Below are 24,614 nucleotides of genomic sequence, written 5' to 3'. Positions count from 1 at the left end.
TTGTTCGTTTTGCGTGCCCCGTAAAACCCCTTTCGGTCCTCGCGCTCGGGGAGCGGGCGGTCATCGGTAGTGGTGGGGTGTGTCGGGGCATTGTGTCGTTACAGTTGGACTGCGTCTTTCAGTTCGGTCGCGCGGTCACGCAGCGTCTCGACCGCGCGCAGGACCAGTTCCTCGGTGGTGAACGACCCGTCCGTCTCGACGTGGAACACGAACGCGTTCGGCACGTCCGAGACCTCGACGTCTTTGCCGGGGTAGCGGTTCCGGAGGTCGTTGTCGAACTCGTCTGTCGCGACGAGTTCGCCGTTGGTGGCGTCGCCGGCGGCGTGTTCGGCCGCCTGCTCTTCGATGACGCCACGCAGGATGTTCGGGTCGTCGTCCTCGAACTCGCCGAGGTCGCCGACGACCTCCACCTGCTGGAGGTGTCGGTAGCCGACGGCCACGCCGCCCTGATGTTTGGCGTGTTCCCGACCGGTGTCGAGGACGGCGTCGGCCTCGACTTCGAGACGTTGGCCCTCCTTGAGATCGATGATCGGGATGTTGTCGTCGGCCGCCTCGACCATCGGGTCCGAGGAGACGAGGTCGCTGGAGTAGGCCGTGCTCGGCCCGTCGACGGACAGCGACAGCGTCACCTCGTCGCCGATCTCGAAGTCGTCGAGGTCGGTCGTCAGCGGGACCAGTCCCAGTCGGAGACCGATCTGCTCGTTGAACATCACGCTGGTGTTCTCGATGACGCGGACGGTGTCGATACTGAACGTCGGCACGTCCGCGACCATCGCTCGCCGGATGCCGTTGGCAAACGCCGGCGTGATGCCGCGCACGAGGATGCGGGCCTCGCGCTCGCCGCGTTCGACGAACTCAACCTCGTAGTCCTGTGTCATTGGTTAGAATCCGGAGTTCTTGGGTGCACGAGTGCCGTCGTGCGGGGTCGGCGTGACGTCCTCGATGCGACCGATCTCCAGGCCCGCTCGGGCGAGTGCGCGGATCGTCGCCTGCGCACCCGGACCGGGCGAGGTCTGGAGGTTGCCGCCGGGACCGCGGACCCGAACGTCGACGCCCTCGACGCCGCGGTCGAGGGCTTTCTCCGCAACGACCTCGGCCATCTGCATCGCCGCGTACGGCGACGCTTCGTCGCGGTTCTGCTTGACAACCGTCCCGCCGGAGCTCTTTGCGAGCGTTTCCGCGCCGGTCTGGTCGGTGATGGTGATAATCGTGTTGTTGAACGATGCGTGCACGTGGGCGATGCCCCAGATGTCTTCGGTTTCTTCGCTCATTCTTGGGCCTCCGCGCGCTCAGGATGGAGTTCGTCCGACAGCGAGCTGTGCTCGTCGAAGCCGACCGAGCTCTCGACGGCGGTCTCCACCGTCATGCCGGGTCGAGTGACGCGAGCGTCGTCCAGCACGATGTGTCCGTGGACGATGAACTGGCGGGCCTGCTCGGGCGTGTTCGCGTAGCCCTTGCGGTAGACGACCGTCTGCAGGCGACGTTCCAGCACGTCGGTCACGTCGAGCGACAGCACGTCGTCGAGCTGGTCCTGCTCGTTGAGGATGCCGTAGCGCTTGAGCCGAGCGAGGAACTCCTCGGACTCGGTCTCGTGCTCGCCGGCGCTGCCCAGCAGCTTCCGGGCCTCACGGCGGTAGCCACGAAGCTCGGACTGTGCGCGCCAGAGCTCTTCTTTGTTCTTCAGGCCGTAGCGGCCGATGAGGTTGGCCTCGTCGGCGATTCGCTCGCCCTGGAAGGGATGATTCGGCGTCTCGTAGAACTTCGTGTTCGAACCAAGCGCCATTATTCGTCATCCTCCGCGGCGGCTTCCTCAGCCTGCTCTTCTTTAATCGCCTCGACGTTGACGCCGATGGTCCCCTCCGTCCGGCCGGTGGACTTGGTACGCTGTCCACGGACCTTCTGGCCGCGCTTGTGGCGGACACCGCGGTAGGAGTCGATCATCTTCATGCGGTTGATGTCCTGCCGGCGGGTGAGCTGGAGGTCGTTGCCAGTCTCGTGGGTGGTCTCACCAGTGAAGTAGTCCTTCTGGTGGTTGGCCATCCATTCGGGCACCTCGTCGGCGAAGTTCTCGACGTGGTCGACGACGCGCTCGATGACGTCGTCGTCGAGCTTGCCGAAGACCGCGCGCCGGTCCACGTCCGCCTTCTGGGTGATGATTCGGGCGGCCCGGTGGCCGATACCGTTCAGTTCTGTCAGTGCTCGCTCGACGGATTTCGTCCCGTCGAGGTCTGTCTGTCCGATACGGACGAAATAGCGGATGTCCTCCTCCTCTTCGGCATCCGCGTCCTCGCCCGCGTTGGGGTCTTCTGCACTCATATGTAGGTACTGATGGGTGAGCGTCGTGGCGGGGATTCGAACCCCGGAGGCTGTACGCCACAGAGTTAGCAACCCTGCGCCTTGGGCCAGGCTTGGCTACCACGACACGCGTTCTATGACACTCGCGCCCGCAGCACGCGGACTCGGGGGCTGGTCCCCCTACACGAGTCTATCCGATTCTATTCCGGGGTTGTATTTAAACGCAACGAAGGGGCCCGACAGCGTGACTTCGGGACATACCCACAGAGACATGGAATCGCAAGCATCGCTGCACTTGTCAGGTGCCAGCACAACACATTCGTCGCTAGGCGCCCATGTCGGCGTATGCGTCGGTGCATCACTGACGGCGGCAACAGCGTCGACCCGACCGACCGAACAGCGGTCCGTGACCACCTGGAACGGTTCGCAGGGTCCGGCACGGTTACCGAAACGGACGACGGCACGCTCCGGGCCGACTTCAGCGGCCGAACCCACGTCGCAGTGGCTCCCGATGGTACGATAGACACCGGGATGCCGCTCCACTCGTTTGCCGGGACGCCGGAGCGGCTCGTGTTCGACCACGACAGCGGCGAGTTGCGCGCCGAACTGGACGGAGAGAACGTCTATGTGTTTCGACATCCATAGAGAGATGTGTTCTTCGCGCACGCGAGAGTGACCTTAGAACTTATCCGCTGTTGCGGGGCCGGGGCAGCGGACTGCCCGCATTCGACGGGTCACAATCCTTATCGCACCTCCGGGACCTACTCCTGTGCATGAATACAGACGACGTACGCGAGCGCCTGCGAACGGTCGAGGACCCGGATCTGGGAGCCGACATCGTCTCACTCGGGCTGATCAACAGCATCGACGTGACTGACGACGAGGTCAGCATCGACCTGGCGCTCGGTGCGCCGTACTCGCCGACGGAGACGAGCATCGCGAACGAGGTCCGCGAGGCGATGGGCGACATCGACCGTGAGATAGACCTCTCCGCGAGCGTCGACCGCGGTGTCCCGGAGGCCGAAGACCCACTGCCGAAGGTCAAGAACGTCATCGCGGTCGCCTCGGGGAAGGGCGGGGTCGGCAAGTCCACCGTCGCGGTGAACCTCGCCGCCGGCCTCTCGCGGCTCGGCGCCCGCGTCGGCCTGTTCGACGCCGACGTGTACGGGCCGAACGTCCCGCGGATGCTCGACGCCGACGAATCGCCCCGCGCAACCGAGGACGAGGAGATCATCCCCGTCGAGAAACACGGGATGAAGCTGATGAGCATGGACTTCCTCGTCGGCAAGGACGATCCGGTTATCTTCCGCGGCCCGATGGTCGACAACGTCCTCACGCAGCTGTGGGACGACGTGCTGTGGGGCGAACTCGACTACATGGTCGTCGACCTGCCGCCGGGGACCGGCGACACGCAGTTGACGATGCTCCAGCAAGTGCCCGTCTCCGGGGCTGTCATCGTCACCACGCCGGAGGAAGTCGCCCTCGATGACGCCCGGAAGGGGCTCCGGATGTTCGGTCGCCACGAGACGCCAGTGCTTGGCATCGTCGAAAATATGTCGTCGTTCGTCTGTCCCGACTGTGGCGGCACGCACGACATCTTCGGCAGCGGCGGCGGCCGCGAGTTCGCCGACGAGACGGAGATGCCGTTCCTCGGGGAGATCCCGCTCAACCCCGAAGTCAGGGAAGGGGGCGCGACCGGGGAACCGCTCGTCCTTGATGAGGACAGCGACGTCGGCGAGTCGTTCCGCGACATCGCCGCCCGCACCGCCAACATGCAGGGCATTATCCACCGAAAGCGACAGAGCGACAGCCAGCGCGCCCAGCCAGAGCAGTAAGGGTTCAGAGCCGATACAGCAGCGGCTCAGTCACCGGCAAGAAACAGAGAGAAAGAACCGAATTACGCTTCGACCGGGTTGTTCATCTTCCGGGTGACGTAGCCGGCGATGCGGTTGCGGACACCCTTGGACTCGATGTTGGTCAGTTCCTCGACGACGTCTTTGTTGTGTTCGAAGTCTGCACCGAAGGCGTCAGGGTATCGCTCCATGAGGAGCGTCCCGGTCTTCTTGACGTAGGCGGGTTTGATTGCCATGCGCGCTACTTGCTTGGTCGCACTCAAAAAGGGTTCGGAACGGACCACGCACGCGAACGTTTATCAGTAGGGGTGGAACGATCCGTTACCGTGCGCTGAACGTCGCCGTGGCAGGGTCCGCGAGAGTGCGACACAGTCTGTCACGGGTCGTCGTGTGTCGCCTGTGTGCCCCTCATTCCGTGCGGCGTCCCTACCACTCGGCATCGATCAGTTCGCGTACGCGTTCGAAAGCCGCTCGCTCGCGTTCGCCGCCGGCCGTTTCGACCACGGACTCGAAGTACGCGAGACGGTCTAGCAGCGTCTCGCTGTCGTAGCTCGGCACGTCCAGCCGCGAAGCCGCGACCGTCGCCTCGACGACGGCGGCGTGGCCGCGGTTCGTCGTCGGCACGACGCGCCGTTCGACGGCGCTGTCCACTGGATGCAGTTCCCACTCGACCCACTGGGTGTCCCCCTTCGAGCCAGAGTCACGCCGCTCCACATCGACTTCGACCCACGCGTCCACGCTATCGAGGACAGGGACGTCTTCCTCGCGGACCGACAGCGCCGCCTCGGCGAAGTCGACCGGGTCGCGCGTGAACTGGACGTAGCCGCCCCCACGCTCCCGGAAGTTCCGCCAGGTCCGGGTCCGGCCCCACGTCGTCGCCGTGGCTGGTCCGTCGCCGTCCGGCGCATGGACACCCAGTGCGGCGACGTTCCAGCGCTCGTTCGGCCCCAGGGTAGTGACGACGGTCTCGGAGACGCCGGAAAGGGCGACCGGCCACTCCGTCCCGGAGCCACCGGAGTCCGGGCCGCCATCTCCAGAGGAATCCCTGGTCACACTTCGAGCCCCCGTTCGAGCGCGACGAACAGCGCGCCCGCAACGAGATCAGCAGTCGTTCCGGGGTTGATGTCCCGCTCGACGAACTCCTCGGCGAGGCCGGTCGCGGTTTCCGCACCCTCGAGGACAGCCTGTGCCCGTCGCTGGACCTCCTCAGCGGTTTCGCGGTCCTGCCGCGTGACGATGAAGGTGTCCGGTTCCGCCGCGAGCAGTTCGATGAACACGTCCGATGCGCGGTCGGCGACCGGACCGGATCCGTCCAGTAGCCACTCGCTGGCCTCGAACACGCGCTCGAAACCGGACACCCACTCGGCGGCCACGCCATCGACATCCGCGCTGGACTGCATCACGTCGAACAGCGTCATCTCACGCGCGCGGAGTTCCGGAATCGCGTCGCGTCCGCGGCGAACGTCGAGCGGCTCCAGCCCGTCGGGCGGGTCGTCGACGGCCACGTCGACATGTTCGAAGGCGCGGTAGAACGCCGCCGCGTCCTCGACGGTCGTCTCATGAACCACAGCATCGACATCGGATGGTGACAGTCGCCCGTCCGCGGCCGCGGCGGCAAGGGGTGTGAGTACCATCAGGGCCCCGAACTGGGTGTTCCCGCCGGACTGGTCCGCCATCCCGTCGACGGCGGCCTCGAACGCGGGACCAACCGGGTCGCCCGCGGCCGCGCGGTCAAGCCCCGGACGCGCCCCCACAGCCCCGGCCATGAAATGCTCGAACCGCAGGTCATCGTACTCCCGCTCGCGGTCGACGTTGCCGGGCTTCGGCGTCCCGGAGACCTCCAGCAGCAGTGCAAGCTGGGCGTTCTGTGCAACCGACCGTTCGCTCACAGTGGCACCTCCGACGCGAACCACTCCGCTGTCGTCGCTCGGATCTCGTCGAGCGTCTCCGGCTTGTCGCTCGCGCGACCGACGCTGACGGCGTCAGCGCCGTACGAAAGGTACTCCCGTGCCGTCTCTCTCCCTCGAACGCCGTTGTTCGCGACGACGAACAGGTCGGTGGCGTCGGCCACGTCGGCGACGACCGACTCGGAGTCCATCGCGTCGACGTGGAACAGGTCTCCACCAGCGTCTTCGATGGCTTGAGCGACAGCTGGGAGCGAGACGCCATCAAGTTCGGCACGGCCCTTCACCGACACCGTCGCCCCTGTCGACGCTGCTGTTTCCACGAACGCCGCCAGTCGTTCCGGCTCCCGGAGCAGCGCCTCGCCGGCACCCGCGGCGCACATCTCGTCCTGCCGACAGTGGGCGTTGATCTCGATGATGGCGTCGTGGCGCTGACAGACGGCGGCGACACGCTCGACGGGGCCAAGCGTCGCGCTCCGGACGTTGAACGCCGGGCGCAGCGGTGCGTCCGCAAGCGCAGCCAACTGGTCGTCGACGAACACGACCGGATCGTCCGGCAGGAACTCGGAGCGGTCGCGGTCCGTCATCGCTCGGGCGGCCTCGCGCGTCCGGTCGTCGAGTGCGATACCGCCGAGGAACGCACACCCAACGTGGGATTCGACCGCGCGGGCCCACGACGCGTCGGCCTCGCCGCTCAGACTCGCGAGGGCGAGTCGCGGCTCGAACATCAGGCCACCTCCGAGAGGGCCGTTTCGACGGCACGGTTCACCCGCTCAGCGTCGGCCGCGTCGTCGAGGGTCGTGTCGGTTCGGATGACCGGCACGTCGAGCGGCGTGGAATCGTCGTCGTCCAGTACGAACGCGTCAGCGAAGGGGTACGCCTCGGCCACGCCGCCAGTGCTGGGCTCCAGCCCGACGCCGGCCATCAGGTCCGCCGCCGGCCCGGAAAACACCGTGTCCTCGATGAACGGCGAGACGGCGACGACCGTTGTCTCGTGTAGCGCCTGCTCGAACTCATCGATGGCGAGCATCGGCCCGAGCGAGGTCACGGGGTTCGACGGGCCGATGACAACCGTATCGTCAAGTGCGGTCAGGACGGCATCCGTCGCGCTGGCCCGTTCTGCGCCCCTGAACTCAACATCTTCGACCGGCGGCTCCCCGTTCCGACCGACCCACCACTCCTGGAAGTGTATCGGACCGCTCGGCGTGTGGATGATGGAAGCGACCGGGTCGTCGCTCATCGGTAACAGTGTCCGGGCCAATCCGAATGCGTCGGCGAGCGTCCGCGTCACGGCTGTGAGTGATTGGCCCTCGTCTAGGAGCGAGGTGCGCGTGACGTGGACCGCGCGGTCCCGGTCGCCGATGTGCATGAACTCCGCAACGCCGGAGAAGCGTCGCCAGCGGGCGATATCTCGGCCCTCAGTCTGCGCGTCGTCGGGGAGGTATCGTGGGCCGCCATCGAGCCCGGCGGCGTCGGCGAGCCGCGTCAGTTCACTGTGTGTCTCGGCGGTGTCGTCGGCGATACCCCACCAGGTCTCCCGGTCGAGGACCTCACCGTCGAGAAACAGGACGGTATCGAGGTCCGGGCACACGAGATGGCCTCCCAGTTCGATATCGTCGCCGGTGTTGGCGACGACAGTCGTCGCCGCCGGCCAAAACACGTCGTCGGCACCGGCGAGGAGCTTCGGCGTTCCCGTCCCGCCGGCAAGAAACGTCACCATGTCTCGACGTAGGGGGAACTGACAGTATAAACGTGGCCACTGAAACTGGTCGGAGCTGGAAAGCAGTCTGGCGGAGACAGTGTTCTATTCAGAGAATCACAGCTGAGAATTGGGTGGGTAGAGTGAAGGGTATCGGTAGGATAGGCAGGGTAACGGGTGCTATGCCCATCGTGAATCCACACCGCTTCGCGCCTGCAGCCTCCAACGAAGAGTACGTCTACGGGTCCTGTGCGCCGGGCTGGCATTCGGCCGCCACGCACCAGGACGCGCTCGACGATTGGATCGCACACATGCAGGCACACGACATCGAGCGGGTCTGCTGTCTGCTTCCCGGACAACAGCTCGACGACGCTGGGGCCAACATCCAGCGCTATCGGGAGGCCTTCGGAGCGTCATCAGTCCGCCACGTACCGGTTCCCGACCACCAACTCATCCCCCAAGACCGCCTCCACGACGATATTCTGCCGTTCCTGGTTGACGCCTGTGAGACAGAAGAGCGGGTCGTCGTTCATTGCCTGGCCGGCATCGGCCGCACCGGACAGGTACTCGCCGCGTGGCTGGTGTATCATTACGACTACGGCCCCGACCGCGCCATCGAAACTGTCCAAGAGATGGGCCGTGACCCGCAAGACGCTATCGAATCGGGGAACGCGACTGAAGCGGAGCTGTCCAGTCTGCTGTCGTCGGTCGCACGCTTGTAAAAGGCCCCGTCGGTGCTCAGTCCGTCCGCGGGAGGAGCCGCGCGCCGACGGCAAAGCCGACGACGGCACAGACTGTGAGAACGGCGAGTGGGGCGAGTGCTTCACCGGTTCCGGTTGTCGCCGCACGGACGCCACGCGAGAAGTACGTCAGCGGCGAGAGCCAGGTCGGGAGCCACGCGGGCAGGAGGGTCTGTGGGACGAACGTCTCCGAGAGGAAGAGCAGCGGGAGCGCGAGGCCGTTGCTCGCCGCGATGACGCCGTCCTGTGAGTCCGCAAGGCTGCCCAGCATCGCACCGACGGCACAGAACAGCGCGACGCCGAGGCCGACAAAGGGGAGTAGGAGCACAGAGGGGCGGATGGTCGCGCCGGTCAGCCACACCATCATGCCGAGTATGATGAGGCCGGCGATGCCGATGATGACGACGTTGACGAGCGTCTGAGCGAGCAGCCACTCAGTTCGGGTCAGCGGCGTCGTCGCCAGTTTCTCGAAGCGGTTGCCGTCCCGATGCCGCGCCACCTCGCTACCGACGCGGGAGAGTGGCGTAAACAGGACGACGACGGCCAGATAGCCCGGCGCGTAGAAGCTCGGCGGTTCCGTGAACAGGCCGCCGCCGCCAGGCTGGGTCTGGACCAGCACACCGAAGATGACGACGATGATGACCGGGAAAAAGAACGTGAAGAAGACGGCCGTCCGTCGCCGGAGGAAAGCCAGCGACGCCGCGCGCGTCTCCGATGCGAGTCGCCCCAGTCGGCTCATTGGACACCACCTGCCGCCGGCTCTGTCCGGCGCGGTTCACCGCGCTGGCCGACAGCCGTTCCGGTGAGTTCGAGGTACACGTCCTCTAAGTCAGGCTGTTTCCAGGTGAGGCTGTCGTACTCGATGCCCGCCTGGCCCAGTTGCTCGGTGATGTTGCCGATGGACTCCGGGCGGATGCCGTAGACGACCAGCCGGCCGTTCCGGATCGCTGTCTCCGCCGGGTAGTCGATGGCTGAAACGGCGGCCTCGTCGAAAGTTCCGTCGACGATGAGTTGGCTGTCGCCGCCGTGTTCGGCCACGAGCTGGTCCGGCGAGTCGAGTGCGATGAGTGTCCCGTCGGCGAGGAGGCCGACGCGGTCCGCGAGCCGCTGGGCCTCCTCCATGTAGTGGGTCGTGACGAGTATCGTCACGCCGCGGTCGGCAAGCCCCTCCAGCAGTCGCCAGAGGTCACGCCGACCGGCCGGGTCGATGCCGGTGGTCGGTTCGTCCAGCACAAGGAGGTCCGGGTCGTTGATGAGCGCCGTCGCGACGCAGGCCCGTCGCTGCTGGCCACCCGAGAGGTTCTCGTATGTCGTGCTGGCAGTGTCGGTCAGACCGACATCGTCAAGGACGGCTTCGACATCGCGAGTGTCATCGTACAGACCGGCGTAGTATTCCAGCAGCTCCCGCGCCGTCAGCCGCTCGTGGGGCGAAAACGACTGTGGCAGCAGACCGATTCGGTCGCGGGCGACCGTTCTGGGCGACTGGCCGAACAGCCGAACCTCGCCGGTCGCGTCTGTCGTTCCGGTCAACGCCCGTACCAGCGTTGTCTTGCCAGCCCCGTTGGGACCGACCAGCGCGAGCACCTCTCCGGTGGTCGCCGTCAACGAAACGCCGTCGAGTGCAACCGTATCGCCGTAGCGCCGCCCGACATCCGACGCGACCAGTACCTCGTCCATGCGCCCTCGTCCGGTCGGGTGGCCGAAAGCAGTTCCGTTCTCGCGCGACTATCGGCTACACGTTACGGCCACATCTCAGACAGACGGCCGGAAGCCACGGCTTGTCCGTGACGACTGGTTGGGTGTCTTCGCAGTGATCACAGAACTCAGTTTTCGTCGCCATTTGCCGAATATGTCACGGCAGAACAATAAATAGGTTGTTGTGCGGTAGATCTTCGCAAACCGATGGCAGCTCCGGCACGGGATTCCACTGACATCACGATACCCTGTTACATGACGTGCGACCGGACCTCGCGTACGATAGCGTCCACGTCGAACTCCTCACTGGCCTCGGCTTTGTCGTAGACGGTCTCGTCGTCGACACTGATTCTGAACACGCCGTGGTCGCCCATGACGAGCCGAACGCTGTCGAGTTCCAGCTCCAGTCCGGATAAAATCGCCTGCTGAACATCTACTGCTCGCTCGCGGAACCCACACGGGACGCAGTATTCGATTTCGACAGAGCTCATACCGGCTTTCACGGCTGTCTGCGTGAAAGCTCTATGGTCGGTCGACCAGCGTTCGGAGCCGACCGACGAGCGTCACGTCAAAGCGGTGGACGCCGTACAGCAGTCCGACCGAGGTGATGAACACTACCGTCGAGAGGCCGTACGACTGGGACAGTGCCGCCTGTGACAGCGTCGCCCCGACGCCGACGAACCCGCCCAGTATCGACGCGATAATCGGGAGGACACAGGAGACACACGAAAAGAGGCCGACGATGCCGCCCACTGCGCCGCCACTTGCATCGACAGCAGTCACGAACACCAGGTACGAAAGCGCCAGATAGCCGGCGATCTTCCACGGGATGAGCACCACGCTCAGGGTTGCGCCGCTGAACACGACCGTCGGCGAGAACCCGGGCGGGGCTTGTGTGACCAGCCGGAGGCCAGTTCCCTGACCGCCTGTGCCGTACACGCCGCCGACGTACCCCAGCACGAGCAGGTAGCCCAGGGCGAGAACCGCACTGCCGAGCGTCCGCCGGCGACTGGTCAGTTCCGGGCGCACTCGCAGGACAACGAGACCGGCGACGTTGAGCCAGATGAACGGGAACAGCAGCAGGAACGGGTCCGTTGCGGGTTGGGCCGTGTTGAGGACGTAGCCCAGAACGAGGATGGCCTCCGCGTTCAATACGGCTGCCCAGGTCACCAGCGAGCGTGTGTCCGGGATTACATCCCTGAAGGTTGCTGTCGTGGTACTCATAGTGCGAGTGCATCAACAACGATGGCGATCAGGACCGCCCCGAGGTAGGCGTTCGACGCGTGGAACGCCCGGAACGCCGCCGCTTCGGTCTGCTCGCGGTGGAGCAGGATGACGGCCCAGAGGAACACTGCACCCAGCAACACCGACGTGACGGCGTACAGCCAGCCAAGCGGCGTGAGCACGCCCAGAACACCTGCTGCGATGAGCGTCGCCCCGAGATAGTAGACGATGTGTTTGCGCGTCTCGGTCTCGCCGCGGACGACCGGCATCATCGGGAAGCCGCCCGCCTCGTAGTCATCCTTGTACGCGAGCGCGAGATTGTAGAAGTGCGCTGGCGTCCAGAGGAAGATGACGACGGCGAGGACGATTCCCGGGAGGCCGACCGACCCGTCAGCGGCGACCCAGCCGATGAGCGCCGGCAGCGCGCCGGCGGCCCCGCCGATGACGGTGTTCTGGACGGTGTTGGGCTTCAGTACGAGCGTGTAGATGACGCTGTAGAACACAATCGCGGTCAATCCGAGGACCGCTACGAGTGCGTTCACCTGCCAGAACAGCCACAGCGAGGCGAGCGACAGGAGCAGGCCGAAAGTCAGTGCGTTCCGGACCGGAACCTGATGGGTCGCAATGGGACGGTCCGAGGTCCGGTCCATGCGCTTGTCGATGTCCCGTTCGAGAACGTGGTTGAACGTCCCCGACGCGCCGATAGAGAGGACGCCACCCCCGAGCGTGAGCAACACCGTCCGAACAGTGAGCGTCTGCCCGGCGGCGAGTGCCATTCCGGCCGCGGCGACCAGACACAGGAGCCACATCAGCCGGGGCTTCATCAGGCGGAAGTACGCCGATGCGGTCTCGACGATGCGCTCGCGGGTGGAGAGCGTCGGCGACCGTGCCGGACCGTCGTCGGCTGGCTCCGGCGCGAGTGTCGGGTTCTTCACGGGGGTCTCGTCATCACTGCCCGTCTCAGCTTCGAGGTGCCACGCCAGAGCCAGCACGAACGAGCCGAAGATACCCATCCCCAGAGCGAGGTGGGCGCCGGGGAGCGCCGTCTCGGTGCTCGTCGCGACGACGGCACCGAGCGCTATCTGGACCGGGTACAGCGCGGTGCCGAGGAGGATAGCTGCCTTGACGCGGCCGCGACAGCTGGATCGGAGCCCGATAACGGCCACAGCCACCACGAAGAGTCCGACGGCGGCTGCGACGAGTCGGTGTCCCCAGGCGACCAGCAGGGCCGTGTTCGTCACGTCGACCGGTCCGTCACACAGCGGCCATGTAGTACAGGCTGCTGCCGCATCGGTGAGCGTTGTCGTCGCGCCGGCGAGAACTAGCAAGTACACGCCGACGGCGGTCGCGGCGAGCAGCCCGGTGAAGGTCCGGCTCTCTGCCATTATTGTATCCTTCGATGCTGGCCACTTAGACCTCGCGATTCCGCTGTCTCCGTCCGGAGCCGTTCCGCTGCCCTATCGCTACAAATCGGGAGCCTGCGGCGAAGACAGCAGTTATTTATCCCCGAAATCCTAAGCCGCATCCATGACCCGGAAACGCGCCGGTCTGGTCGCTCTGTTCGGTGCTGCGTTGCTCGCGCTCGCCGCCGAGCCGGCCGCCGCCGCACAGATTCAGGACTCGACGACGGATAGCCTCATCTGGGGGCTGAACATGAACCTCCTGTACGTCGCTCTCCCGATTACGGTCCTCGTCGAAGGGATTCTGATCTACACTGTCTGGCGGTTCCGTAATCAGGAAGAGGCGCTTCCCACGCAGGAGAACCGCCGACTCGAAGTCACCTGGACCATCGCGACGGCGATCATTCTCCTGTTCGTCGGGGTCGCCTCCTACCAGGTGATGGCGAGCCCGTACGTCACCGCCGAGGCCGGTGACCAGGCCGAACTACAGGAACAGGACACTGAACTCATTACCGTCGAAGCCCAGCGGTACGGCTGGACGTTCTACTACAACGAATCGAGTTGGGATGGCGAGGCGGAGGTGACCACCACGACGAACATGAAGATACCGGCTAATCAGGACGTATCCTTGCGGGTTACGTCGACTGACTGGCTACACGCGTTCCACGTTCCCGGACTTGGACTGAAATCCGACGCGTTCCCCGGCCAGTACAACCGTCTCCGAACCAACGCGGGTAACACCGGCACGTACCAGCTCTACTGTGCCGAGTACTGTGGCTCTGGTCACTCACAGATGCTCGGGACCGTTGAGGTCGTCCCGCAGGACGAGTACGAGGACTGGCTGGCAGAGCAAAAGAGCGGCGGCGACGACTCCGAAGGCAGCGACAAGTAGCGCGGTAACTGGGCGTCTTTTCCCTTCGAGAACTGCCGGGTTACGGAAGATTATTCTCAGCCAGCAGATCACGAATTTCCGGCAGGGTGAATGGGAGTCACGGTCAGATTGAAGTACCGCGCTGAAGCGGCCTGTCAGTCCGTTACTGAACGACCCATCTTTCAGTCACTTCGCCACTCGAATCAACTGTCAGGTTCAGGCTTTGGTGGCTGCTAACCCTATCACTGAATGCGTGCTTGCCGTCGATATATAATCTGATTCCACAGACCTCAGCGTCCGCCTCGCGGTTGATCCGGACTGATTCGCCTGGTTGAACTGAAAACTCCTTGTTCTGACAGGTGGCAGTTAGCACAACGTCGCCCGAAAAATCACCTGCGACTTGGACTGCCACGAGTTTCGATCCGGCACACATCGACGGCCAACATTCCGGTGTCGATACATCGGAAGGCGGCGTCCCGGTTTCAGTGGCAGTGTCGTTCGGCGTTTCTGTCGCCTTCGGTGCTGAAGAGTTGTTTTCGGTAGTACCGTCAAAATTCCACTCAACACAACCGGAGAGAGAGCTGGAAAGTGCTGAGATTGAGAGGAACTGTCGGCGATGCATGATAGCTGGTGAGACCGGTTGTGTAAGGGTCTTGTGAGGGGCAGGAGAACAGCCACTGGTTTAGCCACGCTATGAGGGGCAGCAGCATGCCGGGGAACGCTATAGACGGATTGAGTACTGCCACCAGCGATTCCCCGACCACAGAGAACAACGAGACAGCGACGGCGCTGCTTGCATTTGGACGAAAAGCGTAGAATCTGAACAGAGAGAGGACGGTGGCAGCAAGACAGCACTCACGAGCAGCCCGGTGGTCAGAACAATTGCCGCGTCGGTCGTCCAGTCCGACCGCTATCCGCAGATGTTGGCAGTCGCGTACACGTTGCCGGTATCGGTTATCTCCACGCCGATGCCGACGAGATTAGCGTTGCGGAGCGTGAGCCGTTCGCGGTAGTCCGGCCACGCCATCCAGTCGTCGACGATCTTTCTGGCGACTTCCTTGTCGGTGGCGTGGAACCGCTCTTTGCCGTCCTCTTCGTACGTTTGTCCGGCGACTGTCTGCTCAACCGCCTCGAACCGGTTTCGGTCCGGTTGCTCTATGTACTCACCCTCCGCAGAGTCGAACGTACACCGGTCATAGAGCCCGGTGTTTTCGTATCGGTCTTTGCTGGAGACACCGTCGATCTTGTGGATCGCCTGCCCTTCGACGGCCATCTGCTCGCTGTGGCCCTTTGCCATCTCGTTCAGATCCTCTTCAGTCCGGAGTCCCGACTCGAACGCTGGGACACCTGCAGCCTTGCGTTCCTCGTTGAGGAACTGCCGGACGTAGTCGGAGACGTTCTGTTCATTGAACTTCCGTGCCGGGATCGACTCCTGTTTCGGGGTCGCAGTCTCGGCCGGTGTCGCCGTCCCGTTTGCTCCTGGCGTCGGTGTTGGCGTAGTGCTATTGCCCGCCGTCGCCGTCGTCGTTGAGCCACCGCTACCGTCGTCGCTCTGTGAGTCAGTTGTCTGTGTCGTCGTATCCGCTGTCCCGCCTGCGAACTGTGCTCCGACAAGCACTCCCGTCCCCAAGACCACGAGGAGCACCACGGCGGCGATAGCGAGTAACCCTTTCTTTACCATATACAACGGATAGATTACAGAGGTATGTAAGCTTGATTCTTCATATACTTCATCTGATTTTCATTTCGTCTACTGTCGCCGGTGACGATAACCCATATATGCCACGGGCGGCCACTGCCGGTATGGTCGAGAACGTTATCTGGCCGGCGGCACTCGACGCCAACCGTTCGCGCAGCGACGGGCGTCGCGTGTCACTGGATCTGGCCGTCGAGGACCCGACTGTCGACGAGATCGCTAAAGCCGTCCAGCAGGTCGGTTACGACGCGGTCATCGAGCGGGACAAGACGTATCCACGCGAGTACGAAGCCCGCGGGCGAGTCGTCGTCAAGGACGCGGACGACGCGACGAAAAGCGACCTGCTCGGGGCTGTGGCGGCCTACATGCAGGCGCTACGTGAATGAAACGCATCGGCACTGTCTCGCGGGTCGCACAGGGACTGGCCGTCGTCCGGGCACCCGACGACGAGTACGCGTCCGTGGGAACCGACGTGGTCGACGAGGAACTCCAGACGGTTGGCTCCGTCGTCGACGTGTTCGGTCCGGTCGAGCGCCCGTATCTCGCTGTCTCGCCGAACGACAGCGTGCATCTCCCAGCGCTGGTCGGCACAGTCCTGTACGCGCGGTAAGAGCCCTCCGAACCGCCGACGTCTGTCAACATCTGCTTCGTAACGCTCAAACCGGTTCCTGCAGGACGTGTGTGCATGGAGCGACGGTGGCGAATCCTCGGCGGTTGTGGCCTTATCGCTGGTATCTTCCTGTTCGTCCAACTCGGCGCACTGGCGCTGGTCCAGCCCTTCGAGTCGGCTGGGTACCAGGCCGTCGAAGACCCGTCTGACCCCACGAACAGCCTCATGTACATCGGGGCGATTCTGGTCGCAACGGCGGTCATGTTGCTTGCCTTCCGCTACGACGTGGACCAGCTCATTCGCGGGCTCATCGTCTTCTCGTCGGCCTGGCTCTCCCTGTACGTGTTTCAGGTGCTGGTCCCGCCGGTGCTCACGTACGCCGGCCTCAACGTCGTTGCCGTCCTGTTGGCGCTGGGCCTGGGGACGGCACTGCTGGTCTATCCCGAGTGGTACGTCATCGACGCCGCCGGTGCGGTGATGGGTGCTGCCGCAGCCGGCCTGTTTGGCATCAGTTTCGGGGTGTTGCCAGCGCTCGTCCTGCTGACTGTACTCGCCGTGTACGATGCGATCAGCGTCTACGGGACTGAGCACATGCTCACGCTGGCCTCGGGCGTCATGGACCTCAAGGTCCCCGTCGTCCTCGTGATCCCGATGACGCTGTCGTACTCCTATCTCGACGCAACGGCGGCGGATTCGGTAGCAGAAGACGAGACTGACGACGACGCAACGGCGGCGGACGACGCGGCCGAGGAGCCGGCGACCACAGAACACGGAGCCGACGCAGACGGTCCGGCGGTTGCGGATGGGAGCCAGCCGGCGGAGCGTCCCGACGACGCGACAGAGACTGGCAAAGCAGACGAAACTGCTGACGTTCACGCCGACCCGCTAGAGCGCGACGCGCTGTTTATCGGTCTCGGTGACGCCATCATCCCGTCGATACTCGTCGCCAGCGCCGCCTTTTTCGCCTCGTCGGACGTACTGTCAGTGTTCGGCGTCCCGTTGCCGGCGCTGACCGCGATGCTCGGGTCCTACGTCGGCCTGGCGATACTGCTGTGGATGGTGCTGAAGGGGCGCGCACACGCAGGACTCCCACTCTTGAACGGTGGAACCATCGCCGGCTACATCGTCGGCGCACTCGCCGCCGGTATTAGTCTGATAGACGCCCTCGGTCTCGGCCCGTACCTCTAATTCTCCTGCAGCCGCTACCGTCCGGTCAGGGCCTTGCTCGCGGGCGCGAAATCGATCTCCTCACCCCGGCCTTCTGCCTTCGCCCGCTCGTACAGCATGTGGCCCGCGGCGACGGTTTCGATGGCTGTGCCGCCGGAGTCGAAGACTGTAATCTCCTCGGGTGACTGCCGCCCGGGCGCGTTGCCGGCGACGATATCACCTAGCTCGGCGTGGACGTGGTCCTCGTCAATGACGCCCGCATCGAGGGCGTTAATGAACGACCCGGCGTCCTGTGTCACCCGCTCGCGCAAGTCCGGAACGTACGTGGCGCGTTCGATCGTCGTCGCGTCCAGTTCGTTCTTCTCGGGGTGGTACTGGCCCATCGCGGTTACGTGAGTTCCCGGCTCGAGTAGATCGCCGTCGAACACCGGTTCGCTCGCGCTGGTCGCCGTGATAACGACATCGGCCCCCTCGATTGCTGCGGCCGGGGACGCGACAGCAGCCACTGTCGGGTCCAGCGCGTCGTTCATCTCCGCGGCGAAGGACTCGCGGCTACTGGCCGTCGGGGAGTACACCTCGATGCGGTCGAAATCTCGGACTGTCGCCGTCGCACGGACCTGGCCGCGAGCCTGTGCGCCACTGCCGATGACTGCGAGGTCGCTGGCGTCCCGACGGGCCAGTGCGTCGACACCGACCGCCCCGGCCGCGCCAGTCTTGTGGGGGTTCATGCTCGCACCGTCGAGGACAGCAAGCGGGTCACCGCTGTCGGCGTCGAAAATCGGGAGCGTGAAGTGTGCATCTTGCCCGCTGAAACCGGCTGCGTAGGTGTACCCGCCCATCGCACCGGTGTCGGGGAGAATCGCGAGATAGCCCGTCAACATTCCCGCGGGCTCGTCCGAGAACAGCGTTGTTCTGGGAGTCGCCGGGGCACCTTCGCCACGCTGGCGATACCCCTCTCTGACGGCGTCGACGTACTCGGTGGGTTCAGCGAGATCAGCTACTTCGTCGCTCTGCAGGAACAGCGCTGTCGCATCTGTCGTCATACTCCGTCGTTTGGGCGACCGACTCTTATACTGCCCGGCAGTGCCAATCTGTACGACCGGTTACGGATATCTATCGAAAACGGGAGAGTAGACGGACAGGAAAGCGCCTAGTCCGCAGTCTGTAGCGGGTCCGACTGCGGGCTCTGTTGGGTCGACGTGTCGTTTGGAACCGGGTCGACGGGGGCACGGACGAACATCGCGTGGCCGATGAGGCCGACTGTTACGACAGAGGCCAGCGGAATCGCCGTCGTCAGTTCGAAGCCGACAACGAACAGAGAGGCGGTGATGCCGGCCATGGCGAGCGGAATGAGTCCAAGAATGATGTCGTAATATCCCGTCATAAGTATGAATCAGTCTACGATAGCGGAGTATATGAATGTTTCCCTAAAATACGGGATAATACACTCAATGGCCCCTGAGAATTTATTCAGTACCCGCTGAGTAACAAATTCATAAGTTATGAGTTGGATTTTGGGGAAAGATTAATATATGCCTATTCTTGTGAACGATTCACAATATAAGGGCGGGGACGACTTGTTGTTGCTGGCCCGCAGCCGTACGCAGGATATGATATTTCACCCCAAAGCTGGAATGCGGTGTTTGCCGGCCGGGATGTGATGTCTGCTGTGACGGTTATCTGTTTCTCGGGATAGAGCCCACCGACTCACCTGTTTTCAGAATTTGAGAACTGGATTAGGTGATTCATGGTGTGGTAATGCCCCCTATTTTCTCCGATGATAACTGGGTCCATGTGCTTATTAGGTACGCCAAGATACGTTGAATCGGAGAAAAACGGAACGCCGATTCCCAAACGAGACAATGAGCACGAACGCAACGGACAACACGACGGACGCCGCGACCGACGAGCAAGAACGACGATACGCAGAACTGAACATCGGCGACGAAGAGTTCGTAATCTACGACCGGGAGAACCACCAGGCATGGATTCAGTCGACAGAATCGCTCGAAGTCGCCGACCTGCGATAGTCCGTCAGCGACACCGCAGCTCTGTTACAGGCCGCTTATTTTGCGACTGCAATCGCACCGCGCCAGCACAGCAACAGTGTGCCACCGACGAGCACGGAGACGAGCGCGAACGTCACTGCCGCATTGCCGGGGAACATCGACGTCGAACGGAGCCCCTGCGCGATCCCGACTGCCAGTACCCACCCCACGATAGTGCGGCCGAGAGCCGCCCGCACCGTTCCGGTCGCCGCGGCGGTGTACAGCCCCCCGAGTCCGGCGACGAGGAGCCAGCCGACGTAAAATGGCGTCAGCGTCCCAGCGAATCGAGCCGGGCTCAGTATCGGATTGATGCCGTGGGTCAGCTCACCGATACCGACGAACAGGGCAATCGCCAGCAGGTCGCCGACGGCCACCAGCGCCGTCCGGGCGGACAGTTCGATACGACCGTTCCCCACCGTCGAGACGCTCATACAGGTAGTTCCGGCTCCGGGCACTTCGCTCTCCCGGATTCGACGACGGCGGTTGGTGCCTTAAAACAGGGACCAGCACTGATTACAGTGGGCGGCCCCAGTGTCGGTGTATGGAGTTCACGCTGCTCGGCTGGCCCGAGGACGGCCACCGGCTCCGGCTAGATCACGAGCAGTTCGCGTACGCGGGCAAGTTCGTGATGACCTCGACCGGGAAGGCCGTCGTCGGGGACGATGGCGTGGTGGCCGCGGCCGCGTTCGACGCCGACCGGACCGACCCCGACACGCTCTGTGTCCGGTATATCACCGTTCGGCAGGACCGGCAGGGCGACCGGCTCGGTGCCCGCCTCCTCCGGTTCGTTCGGGACCGCGCTACGGAGCGGGACTTCGAGCGCGTGTCCATCGGCGTCAACAATCCGTTTTCCTACCAGGCCGCCTACCGGGCCGGGTTTTGCTTCAGCGGCGCGGAGTCGGGGATGGCCGAACTCGACCTCGTCTGGCCGGGCGACCGCAGTACCGAACGGTATCAGGCCGGTCTGGACCTGTTTCGGGAGCGCGATCTCTCGCCAGAGGAGGAGTCGTTTCTCGCGGCGAAGGCCGACGCCGACCCGCCGTCGGTCCTCGACGACTGGGCCGAACCGCCGTCCGGACGGACAACCACATCAGGCTGATCGGCCCGATCGAGTCGACTGGCCTGTAGAGTCGTCCCATCTCCGAGAGATTCAAGCGGCTGTCGGCCAAAGGCCTGCCAATGGGAAACGCTGATTTACGGTCGCTCGCGGCGCTGTCGGACGTGTCGTTCGGCGACCTCGGCGGGAGCGTCGTCGCCGTAGACGCCCACAACTGGCTCTATCGCTATCTGACGACGACGGTGAAGTTCACCAGCGAGTCGAAGTACACCACCGGCGACGGCGAGGAGGTGGCGAACCTCATCGGCGTCGTCCAAGGGCTACCGAAGTTCTTTGAACACGACCTCACGCCGGTGTTCGTCTTCGACGGCGCGGTCACGGACCTCAAAGACGACGAGGTCGAGAAGCGCCGCGAGCAACGCGAGAAGTACGAGTCCGAACTGGAGGCAGCCCGGGAAGCGGGTGACAGCACCCGCGTCGCCAAGCTTGACTCCCGCACGCAGCGGCTGACCGATACCATCGTCGACACGACGCGGGACCTGCTGGAACTGCTCGACGTGCCTATCGTCGACGCCCCCGCTGAAGGCGAAGGGCAGGCGTCGGTGATGGCCCGGCGGGGCGACGTGGACTACGTCGGGACGGAGGACTATGACGCGCTCCTGTTCGGTGCGCCGATGACGCTCCGCCAGATTACGTCGAAGGGTGACCCCGAGCTGATGGACTTCGAGGCGACACTCGAACAGCACGACCTCACCTGGGAGCAACTGGTCGACGCCGCTATCCTGATGGGGACGGACTTCAACGAGGGGATCTCCGGCATCGGTCCCAAGACTGCTGTCAAGGAACTTCACGAGCACGGCGACCTCTACGCCGTTCTCGAAGCCCGGGACGAACACATCGACCACGCCGACCGCATCCGGAACCTGTTTCTCGACCCCGAAGTCACCGACGACTACGAGATTCCGGACAGCATCGAGCCGGACGTCGACGCCGCCCGCGCGTTCGTCACCGAGCAGTGGGAGGTCGACGCCGACGAGGTCGCTCGCGGGTTCGAGCGCATCGACGAGTCGGTCGTCCAGACGGGGCTAGACCGCTGGGCGTGACAGCGAAAACCCACGACTGACCAATAGCGCACTAAAAACGACCGCGGACGATTTCAGCTCAGACGACCGACTCGACCGTTTCGATCTCGTCGAGCGTGCGGTTCCGGATGGCTTCACCGCTGGCCGTGTCGAAGAGGTGAATCGCGTTCTCGGGGAACCGGACTTTGACGCGCTGTCCGGCCTTGAGCTGTTTCATGCCGCCGACCGTCGCGATGAACTGGTCGTCCATCGACTCGTCGAACTGCAGGTGGGCCGTGTTCTCGTTCCCGCGTGGCTCGACGACGTTGACCGTGGAATCGAACACGTTCGGGCCGGTGTCAGTCTGGACGAACTCGATGTCTTCGGGTCTGATGCCGAGCGTGATGTCGGTCGTCCCCTCGACTTCGGCGACCGTCTCGTCGCTGAGTTCGTACTCGAACCACTCGCCCCGTAGCGTCGACCCCTCCAGAGTCGTCGGGAAGAAGTTCATCGACGGCTCGCCGATGAAGCCGGCGACGAAGAGGTTGTTCGGCTCGTGGTAACACTCGAGCGGCGTCGCACACTGCTGGAGGACGCCGTCGTTGAGAATGGCGATACGGTCGCTCATCGTCATCGCCTCCGTCTGGTCGTGGGTGACGTAGACAGTGGTGACGTCGAGATCCTGCTGGAGCTCCTGGAGTTCCGTCCGCATCTCCGCTTTGAGCTTCGCGTCAAGGTTCGCCAGCGGCTCGTCCATCAGGAACACTTCGGGGTCCCGGACGATAGCGCGGCCGAGCGCCACGCGCTGTTGCTGGCCGCCGGAGAGTTCGCCGGGCTTGCGGTCGATGAGTTCGAAGATGTCCATGTCCTTGCACGCCTTCTCGACGCGCTCGTTGATCTCGTCGTCGGGCATGTCCGTCGATTCCTCCAGCCCGAACGCCATGTTCTCCCGCACGGTCATGTGCGGGTACAGGGCGTAGGACTGGAACACCATCGCCACGTTCCGGCGGGCCGGCGGCTGGTCGTTGATTATCTGGCCGTCCAGCCGGATCTCGCCGCGCGTGATGTCTTCGAGCCCGGCGATCATCCGCAGGGTCGTCGATTTCCCACAGCCCGATGGGCCGACGACACAGAGGAACTCGCCGTCCTCGATGTCGACCGATACCTCGTCAACTGCGATGATTTCGCCGTCGTCGTCTTGGAACGTCTTCGTTACCTCGTCCAGTGTGAGTTGTGCCATTGTGAATACCTCCGTAATTACTCTCCAGCGACGCCTTTCGCGAACTGTTCGCCGAACACGATGTAGACGAGCAGCGTCGGCAGTGCTGCGACGATGGCGCCCGCCATCGTGGTGTTGAACGACTGGACGACCCCGCCAGTGAGCGCCGCGAGGCGCTGGGTCGCCACCTGCGAGGCCGGCTCGTTGATGAGCACCAGCGCAAACAGCAGGTCGTTGTACACCTGCGTGAACTGGTAGATGAGCGTCACCGCGAACATCGGCAGCGACAGCGGGAGGATGATGTTGCGGTAGATGCTGAACGCGCTCGCGCCGTCGAGGCGAGCGGCCTCGATCATCTCCTCGGAGATGCTCTGGTAGTACGACCGGAACAGCAACGTACAGATCGGAATCCCGTACGCAGCGTGGGTCACCGACAGCTGCAGCAACTGCACGTAGCCGTTACGGCTCGGATACTGCCAACTGCCGCCCGTAATAAAGCCGAAGAGAGTGTTGACGAAACCCTCGACTAGTCCGGGGAACACCTGGAACCAGAACTGTGCCAGCGGGACCAGCACGGCCTGGTAGGGGATGAAGATGCCCGCGATGATGAGAACGACCACGCCGACCTGGCCGCGCCAGCTAATCGTCGTCAGTCCGTACGCGGTCAGGCTTCCAAGCAGCGCAGACATAATCGTCGCCGGGATCGCCATCAACAGCGAGTTTATAAGTCCCGGCCGGAGCGTGTTCCAGGCGGTGCTGAGCGCTTCAAGCGTGAAGCCGTCAGTGCCCGGCGGCGCGAACGGGAGCGTCCGGGCGAACGCGCTCTCGGTCTTGAACATCGTCATCACGGCCGTCTCTACCGGGAAGAGGTAGAAGGCGATACCCGCCAGCAGGAGGGCATACAGGCCGATACGACTGTTCTCTGTACTGCGGAGTTCGTCGATGAAATTGCCGCCTCTGATACTCATAGTTCACCCCGTCGGTATTCGCTGTAGAGGTACGGGCCGATGACCAGCAGCGCGAGGGCAAACAGCACGATAGCGACGGCTGACCCGTACGCCCACTGGAGGCTGTCGAACGCGACCCGATACATCATCGTCGCCAGAATGTCCATGTTCGCCCCCGGCTGTGAGCCACGGAGCGCGTAGATGAAGTCGAACGCCTTCAGCGCGAACACCATCAGCACCACCGACGCGGACACCGCGGAGGCACGGAGTTGCGGGATGATTACCCGCGCATACATCCGAACCGTCGACGCACCGTCGACCCGCGCGGCCTCGTAGTGTTCGGTCGGAATTGCTCGAAGGCCGGCGAGGAAGACGACCATCGCGTAGCCGCTGAACTGCCAGATGAGCGCGAAGATGACCGCCGCCAAGGCGGTCGTGTTCCAGGAGAGCCACTGAATGACCTCGGCGTTGACCCCGGCCGGGCGGAGTAGTCCCACGATGGCACCTTCGAGATTGAACACTCGGAGGAGCTGATTGAGCACGCCGTTGCGGGCGTTGTACACCCACGCCCACATCGTCGCTGTGACGACGAACGAGAGGCTCATTGGGAGCAGGTATATCGTTCGGAACGTGTTCTCGAAGCGTATCTGCTGGTCGATGAGGATGGCCACGAACAGGCCAAGCGCCAGACAGAGAACGGTGAACACGACGAGTAACACCACCGTGTTCTGTGCTGCCTGCCAGAACGCCCCGTCGTTCAGCATACGGCTGTACATACTGAGGTCGAAGGTCTCGTACTGTGCACCGCCGAGGCCGTTGTAATCGGTCAGCGACAGGAGGAAGTTCCAGGCGATAGCGCCGTAGACGAAAAAGCCCGCAAACAGGACTGGTGGGAGCCAGAACGGGGCGGATTCGACGAGTTCCCACTCGACCGGCAGTGAGTTCCGGAGCGAGTCGCCCCGGGTCGTCTTCACGGTCGCCCCCCCGTCTGTTGCCAGTTGGTCGCCGTCCGATTCGTCTCTCGATACCGCCGACCGGAGCCTACCCCCGGTGGCGAGGAGTCTACTGAGTATCTCGCGCATGGTTGTTCAGTGGTTCGCCGACGTGAGTTCGCCGTCCATCGTCCCG

31 protein-coding genes and 1 tRNA gene are annotated in these 24,614 nt (G+C 63.8%); 10 read left to right on the top strand and 22 right to left on the bottom strand.

What is annotated here, in order from left to right; genetic code table 11:
- Positions 1-98: 98 nt before the first annotated feature.
- The 5 genes from ACNO8S_RS03665 to ACNO8S_RS03645 all read right to left on the bottom strand — a co-directional run bounded on the left by ACNO8S_RS03665 (position 99) and on the right by ACNO8S_RS03645 (position 2,422).
- Positions 99-878, bottom strand: coding sequence for a DNA-directed RNA polymerase subunit D (locus tag ACNO8S_RS03665; RefSeq protein ID WP_004963344.1), 780 nt, complete (start codon positions 876-878; stop codon positions 99-101).
- A gap of 3 nt (positions 879-881) precedes the next feature.
- Positions 882-1,271 (bottom strand): 30S ribosomal protein S11, encoded by a 390-nt coding sequence (locus ACNO8S_RS03660; protein WP_004516802.1) that lies wholly within the window; start codon positions 1,269-1,271, stop codon positions 882-884.
- Positions 1,268-1,783 (bottom strand): 30S ribosomal protein S4, encoded by a 516-nt coding sequence (locus ACNO8S_RS03655; RefSeq protein WP_004593562.1) that lies wholly within the window; start codon positions 1,781-1,783, stop codon positions 1,268-1,270. The genes ACNO8S_RS03660 and ACNO8S_RS03655 overlap by 4 nt, the downstream gene beginning before the upstream one ends.
- Entirely contained in the window at positions 1,783-2,316 is a 534-nt protein-coding gene (locus ACNO8S_RS03650) for a 30S ribosomal protein S13 (RefSeq protein WP_008310371.1), read from the bottom strand. Before ACNO8S_RS03650 ends, ACNO8S_RS03655 begins: the two co-directional genes overlap by 1 nt.
- Positions 2,317-2,337: 21 nt before the next feature.
- Positions 2,338-2,422: transfer RNA gene (locus ACNO8S_RS03645), tRNA-Ser, on the bottom strand.
- A gap of 218 nt (positions 2,423-2,640) precedes the next feature.
- Between ACNO8S_RS03645 and ACNO8S_RS03640 the strand changes: the two genes are divergently transcribed.
- Positions 2,641-2,940 (top strand): hypothetical protein, encoded by a 300-nt coding sequence (locus tag ACNO8S_RS03640; RefSeq protein WP_014039755.1) that lies wholly within the window; start codon positions 2,641-2,643, stop codon positions 2,938-2,940.
- Positions 2,941-3,068: 128 nt separating this feature from the next.
- The gene (locus ACNO8S_RS03635; protein ID WP_014039754.1) at positions 3,069-4,130 is read left to right on the top strand and encodes an Mrp/NBP35 family ATP-binding protein; all 1,062 of its coding nucleotides are present in this window, start codon (positions 3,069-3,071) and stop codon (positions 4,128-4,130) included.
- Between the two features lie 62 nt (positions 4,131-4,192).
- On the opposite strand, the gene ACNO8S_RS03630 is transcribed toward ACNO8S_RS03635, so the two are convergent.
- From ACNO8S_RS03630 to cofD, 5 genes are all read right to left on the bottom strand, one after another.
- Positions 4,193-4,384: a 30S ribosomal protein S17e gene (locus ACNO8S_RS03630; RefSeq protein ID WP_004516807.1), complete on the bottom strand. Its 192-nt coding sequence runs from the start codon at positions 4,382-4,384 to the stop codon at positions 4,193-4,195.
- A gap of 190 nt (positions 4,385-4,574) precedes the next feature.
- Positions 4,575-5,201 (bottom strand): DUF447 domain-containing protein, encoded by a 627-nt coding sequence (locus ACNO8S_RS03625; protein ID WP_420182498.1) that lies wholly within the window; start codon positions 5,199-5,201, stop codon positions 4,575-4,577.
- On the bottom strand, positions 5,198-6,061 hold the full coding sequence (locus tag ACNO8S_RS03620; RefSeq protein WP_371727274.1) for a triphosphoribosyl-dephospho-CoA synthase: 864 nt from the start codon (positions 6,059-6,061) through the stop codon (positions 5,198-5,200). Before ACNO8S_RS03620 ends, ACNO8S_RS03625 begins: the two co-directional genes overlap by 4 nt.
- The gene (locus ACNO8S_RS03615; RefSeq protein WP_151103013.1) at positions 6,034-6,780 is read right to left on the bottom strand and encodes a tRNA-dihydrouridine synthase; all 747 of its coding nucleotides are present in this window, start codon (positions 6,778-6,780) and stop codon (positions 6,034-6,036) included. The genes ACNO8S_RS03620 and ACNO8S_RS03615 overlap by 28 nt, the downstream gene beginning before the upstream one ends.
- Positions 6,780-7,772, bottom strand: a complete 993-nt coding sequence (cofD, locus tag ACNO8S_RS03610) for a 2-phospho-L-lactate transferase (protein ID WP_420182497.1) — start codon at positions 7,770-7,772, stop codon at positions 6,780-6,782. The genes ACNO8S_RS03615 and cofD overlap by 1 nt, the downstream gene beginning before the upstream one ends.
- Positions 7,773-7,933: 161 nt before the next feature.
- Here cofD and ACNO8S_RS03605 point away from each other — a divergent pair, with 161 nt between their 5' ends.
- The gene (locus tag ACNO8S_RS03605) at positions 7,934-8,473 is read left to right on the top strand and encodes a protein-tyrosine phosphatase family protein (protein ID WP_023843156.1); all 540 of its coding nucleotides are present in this window, start codon (positions 7,934-7,936) and stop codon (positions 8,471-8,473) included.
- A 16-nt stretch (positions 8,474-8,489) separates the two neighbouring features.
- On the opposite strand, the gene ACNO8S_RS03600 is transcribed toward ACNO8S_RS03605, so the two are convergent.
- From ACNO8S_RS03600 to ACNO8S_RS03580, 5 genes are all read right to left on the bottom strand, one after another.
- Entirely contained in the window at positions 8,490-9,230 is a 741-nt protein-coding gene (locus ACNO8S_RS03600; protein WP_014039748.1) for an ABC transporter permease, read from the bottom strand.
- The gene (locus ACNO8S_RS03595) at positions 9,227-10,168 is read right to left on the bottom strand and encodes an ABC transporter ATP-binding protein (protein WP_050037670.1); all 942 of its coding nucleotides are present in this window, start codon (positions 10,166-10,168) and stop codon (positions 9,227-9,229) included. The genes ACNO8S_RS03600 and ACNO8S_RS03595 overlap by 4 nt, the downstream gene beginning before the upstream one ends.
- A 269-nt stretch (positions 10,169-10,437) precedes the next feature.
- Complete coding sequence (locus ACNO8S_RS03590) at positions 10,438-10,677, bottom strand: SelT/SelW/SelH family protein (RefSeq protein WP_050037669.1); 240 nt, start codon at positions 10,675-10,677, stop codon at positions 10,438-10,440.
- Between the two features lie 31 nt (positions 10,678-10,708).
- Positions 10,709-11,410 carry a DUF7546 family protein gene (locus ACNO8S_RS03585; RefSeq protein WP_420182496.1) on the bottom strand — a complete coding sequence of 234 codons (702 nt, stop codon included), beginning with the start codon at positions 11,408-11,410 and terminating at the stop codon, positions 10,709-10,711.
- Entirely contained in the window at positions 11,407-12,795 is a 1,389-nt protein-coding gene (locus ACNO8S_RS03580) for a heme o synthase (protein ID WP_050037667.1), read from the bottom strand. Before ACNO8S_RS03580 ends, ACNO8S_RS03585 begins: the two co-directional genes overlap by 4 nt.
- Positions 12,796-12,937: 142 nt before the next feature.
- Between ACNO8S_RS03580 and coxB the strand changes: the two genes are divergently transcribed.
- On the top strand, positions 12,938-13,702 hold the full coding sequence (coxB, locus tag ACNO8S_RS03575; RefSeq protein ID WP_050037666.1) for a cytochrome c oxidase subunit II: 765 nt from the start codon (positions 12,938-12,940) through the stop codon (positions 13,700-13,702).
- Positions 13,703-14,591: 889 nt separating this feature from the next.
- Here the strand turns inward: coxB and ACNO8S_RS03570 are convergent.
- Positions 14,592-15,362 (bottom strand): CAP domain-containing protein, encoded by a 771-nt coding sequence (locus tag ACNO8S_RS03570; RefSeq protein ID WP_014039742.1) that lies wholly within the window; start codon positions 15,360-15,362, stop codon positions 14,592-14,594.
- 122 nt (positions 15,363-15,484) lie between these two features.
- On the opposite strand from ACNO8S_RS03570, the gene srp19 reads away from it, so the two are divergent.
- The 3 genes from srp19 (at position 15,485) to ACNO8S_RS03555 (ending at position 17,175) form a co-directional block, all read left to right on the top strand.
- Positions 15,485-15,763, top strand: a complete 279-nt coding sequence (gene srp19, locus ACNO8S_RS03565) for a signal recognition particle subunit SRP19 (protein WP_004593581.1) — start codon at positions 15,485-15,487, stop codon at positions 15,761-15,763.
- Entirely contained in the window at positions 15,760-15,987 is a 228-nt protein-coding gene (locus ACNO8S_RS03560) for an H/ACA ribonucleoprotein complex subunit GAR1 (RefSeq protein ID WP_014039740.1), read from the top strand. The genes srp19 and ACNO8S_RS03560 overlap by 4 nt, the downstream gene beginning before the upstream one ends.
- A gap of 75 nt (positions 15,988-16,062) precedes the next feature.
- Positions 16,063-17,175: a presenilin family intramembrane aspartyl protease PSH gene (locus ACNO8S_RS03555; RefSeq protein ID WP_420182495.1), complete on the top strand. Its 1,113-nt coding sequence runs from the start codon at positions 16,063-16,065 to the stop codon at positions 17,173-17,175.
- Positions 17,176-17,189: 14 nt separating this feature from the next.
- On the opposite strand, the gene ACNO8S_RS03550 is transcribed toward ACNO8S_RS03555, so the two are convergent.
- Together ACNO8S_RS03550 and ACNO8S_RS03545 are read right to left on the bottom strand one after the other, a co-directional pair.
- On the bottom strand, positions 17,190-18,197 hold the full coding sequence (locus ACNO8S_RS03550; RefSeq protein ID WP_014039738.1) for an ornithine cyclodeaminase family protein: 1,008 nt from the start codon (positions 18,195-18,197) through the stop codon (positions 17,190-17,192).
- 107 nt (positions 18,198-18,304) lie between these two features.
- Positions 18,305-18,538, bottom strand: coding sequence for a hypothetical protein (locus ACNO8S_RS03545; RefSeq protein WP_014039737.1), 234 nt, complete (start codon positions 18,536-18,538; stop codon positions 18,305-18,307).
- 478 nt (positions 18,539-19,016) lie between these two features.
- On the opposite strand from ACNO8S_RS03545, the gene ACNO8S_RS03540 reads away from it, so the two are divergent.
- Positions 19,017-19,184, top strand: coding sequence for a DUF7331 family protein (locus ACNO8S_RS03540; RefSeq protein ID WP_014039736.1), 168 nt, complete (start codon positions 19,017-19,019; stop codon positions 19,182-19,184).
- 35 nt (positions 19,185-19,219) lie between these two features.
- Here the strand turns inward: ACNO8S_RS03540 and ACNO8S_RS03535 are convergent, their stop codons facing one another.
- A complete protein-coding gene (locus ACNO8S_RS03535; protein WP_014039735.1) occupies positions 19,220-19,633 on the bottom strand; it encodes a DUF3054 domain-containing protein in 414 nt (137 codons plus the stop codon).
- A 110-nt stretch (positions 19,634-19,743) separates the two neighbouring features.
- Here ACNO8S_RS03535 and ACNO8S_RS03530 point away from each other — a divergent pair, with 110 nt between their 5' ends.
- On the top strand, positions 19,744-20,301 hold the full coding sequence (locus ACNO8S_RS03530) for a GNAT family N-acetyltransferase (protein WP_064288313.1): 558 nt from the start codon (positions 19,744-19,746) through the stop codon (positions 20,299-20,301).
- Positions 20,302-20,381: 80 nt separating this feature from the next.
- Complete coding sequence (fen, locus tag ACNO8S_RS03525) at positions 20,382-21,362, top strand: flap endonuclease-1 (RefSeq protein ID WP_420182494.1); 981 nt, start codon at positions 20,382-20,384, stop codon at positions 21,360-21,362.
- Between the two features lie 58 nt (positions 21,363-21,420).
- On the opposite strand, the gene ACNO8S_RS03520 is transcribed toward fen, so the two are convergent.
- The 3 genes from ACNO8S_RS03520 to ACNO8S_RS03510 are packed head-to-tail and all read right to left on the bottom strand — an operon-like array spanning position 21,421 to position 24,568.
- Positions 21,421-22,560: an ABC transporter ATP-binding protein gene (locus tag ACNO8S_RS03520; RefSeq protein ID WP_050006913.1), complete on the bottom strand. Its 1,140-nt coding sequence runs from the start codon at positions 22,558-22,560 to the stop codon at positions 21,421-21,423.
- A gap of 17 nt (positions 22,561-22,577) precedes the next feature.
- The gene (locus ACNO8S_RS03515; protein ID WP_014039731.1) at positions 22,578-23,507 is read right to left on the bottom strand and encodes a carbohydrate ABC transporter permease; all 930 of its coding nucleotides are present in this window, start codon (positions 23,505-23,507) and stop codon (positions 22,578-22,580) included.
- On the bottom strand, positions 23,504-24,568 hold the full coding sequence (locus tag ACNO8S_RS03510; protein ID WP_014039730.1) for a carbohydrate ABC transporter permease: 1,065 nt from the start codon (positions 24,566-24,568) through the stop codon (positions 23,504-23,506). The genes ACNO8S_RS03515 and ACNO8S_RS03510 overlap by 4 nt, the downstream gene beginning before the upstream one ends.
- Positions 24,569-24,614 lie beyond the last annotated feature (46 nt).

Origin of the sequence: Haloarcula sp. KBTZ06, from assembly GCF_048595605.1 — an archaeon.
Taxonomy (GTDB): Archaea; Halobacteriota; Halobacteria; order Halobacteriales; family Haloarculaceae; genus Haloarcula; species Haloarcula hispanica.
The sequence above is the reverse complement of the archived record's forward strand: the minus strand, read 5'-3'. Positions and strand labels throughout refer to the sequence as shown.